General features: G+C 43.7%; 2 protein-coding genes and 1 pseudogene. All 3 read left to right on the forward strand.

Annotated features, from left to right (window positions below):
- Window positions 1-402 (forward strand): ATP-binding protein (locus tag ACQKE4_RS20625; protein WP_427390097.1); only part of this gene is annotated, 402 nt, incomplete at its 5' end.
- A gap of 3 nt (window positions 403-405) precedes the next feature.
- Window positions 406-1284: a hypothetical protein gene (locus ACQKE4_RS20630; protein WP_427390098.1), complete on the forward strand. Its 879-nt coding sequence runs from the start codon at window positions 406-408 to the stop codon at window positions 1282-1284.
- Between the two features lie 59 nt (window positions 1285-1343).
- A pseudogene (locus ACQKE4_RS20635) lies at window positions 1344-1821 on the forward strand (transposase); the annotation flags it as partial.

The raw sequence follows: 1821 nt of genomic DNA on the forward strand, positions 1-1821 counted from the left end.
GGCTTGCGAAAGCCAACTTGCACGGGGCGAATGATCAAAAAGTGCTCGCTGGCGGTGATAGGGAAAGTGTCGGCGCCGGCTTCACGGATTCAGGTTATTACTAATAGTCTGTATTGGCTAAAATCGGTGGATGAGAGAGAACGCAATATTCGGGTATTGGTTGAACGTAAGCCGAATGGTTCATTGGAAATTATTTTTTCTGATACCGGCCCCGGAATCGAAAGTAAATATAAAGATCAAATATTTGAGCCTTATTTTTCGAGGAAACCAGAAGGTCATGGCCTGGGCTTGTGTTTGGTGGGGGAAATTGTACATGACTATTACAACGGAACAGTAGAGTTGTTAGATACTGGGAAAACAGGTGGCGCTGCTTTCAGAATTGTATTGAAAAAAAGAGTGTAAAAAATGATTGTTTCTGATTGGAAAGTGCTTTGTGTAGATGATGAAAGTGATCACCAAGAAAATATTAAAAGGATTTTATCGAGCAGGATGGATGGGAATAAATTTGAATTTACCTTTGCGAGCTCGTTTGATGCAGGTATGGTTCATATTAAGGAAAGAAGATTTGATTTGATTTTTTTAGATGTTCACGAAAAAACCAGTGATCCTGATCCTTCAAAGAACCCTGATGAGGAGGATCAGAGGGGAGAACAACTGCTGAAGGAGCTTAAGCAGTCCCGGTTCGTTCCGGTAGTTTTTTATACTGGCTTTCCAACTAAAGTAGATCACTTAAAGAGCCATGTAGTTAAGGTAGTTGATAAAGGTGCTCCTCTAGAGGAAATACGCGCTGCTGTTACTTCAATTTTAACTACGGGTCTACCACATCTAGCACAGTATATTGAGGAACAGAGCCGAGCTTATATTTGGGATAGTCTTGAAGAGGCTATGAAGCAGGTGGATGTTGAAAATGTGACATCAGATATTGCTCTGTTGGCTGCTAGAAATTTAGCTAAAAATCTTTCTCAAAAATGCATTAAGGAATTGCTAGAAGGTGATGTTAATCTGATTTCGCCACTTGAAATGTATTTGTTCCCGCCTGAGCGCGGAAGTTGTAATCCGGCAGATATCTATCGCAGAAGTGAGGATGACTCGCTATGGATGGTTCTGACACCTGCCTGTGACTTTGAGCAGGGAAAAGCAGAAAATGTTTTACTAGCTAAGCTTACTCCGCTTACTGAACATGAGTTATATAAGGAGTGGAAGGAGAAAGCCAGTGAATTTGACGCTCTTAAAGGAAAGCAGGTGACGAAAGAGGATAAACAGGCTGTCTCTGTAGTGGCATAGTGAATTTGGCCACCTAATTAGAGGTGCTAATATGCACCAAGACATCACTAGGTGGCAGCATGGCAACAAGACCAAAACGTAACTTTAGCCCTGAATTCCGGCTCGAAGCAGCACAGCTAGTCGTTGATCAAAACTATACAGTTAGAGAAGCGGCTGAAGCCATGAATGTGGGGTATTCGAGCATGGATAAATGGGTTCGTCAGTTACGCCAAGAGCGTGATGGCCAAAGCCCTAAAGCAACGCCCATGACACCCGATCAGCTCAGGATTCGCGAGCTTGAAAAGCGCATCCGTGACATTGAGATGGAAAAAGACATCCTAAAAAAGGCTACCGCTCTCTTGATGTCGGACTCCCTGAACACTTCTCGCTAATCGAGAAACTCAAGACGAGCTACCCGGTAAAAAAACTGTGTGACGTGTTTGGCGTGCATCGCAGCAGCTTTAAAGTAAGCGTTCATTCTAAGACGTCCTGCCGCCCGGCTGACATTCGCCCTACAGTAACCTCACATTTGCCCACACGAGGTTACCCCCATGAGAA

Source organism: Halomonas sp. NPDC076908 (assembly GCF_050269715.1).
Classification (GTDB): Bacteria; Pseudomonadota; Gammaproteobacteria; order Pseudomonadales; family Halomonadaceae; genus Vreelandella.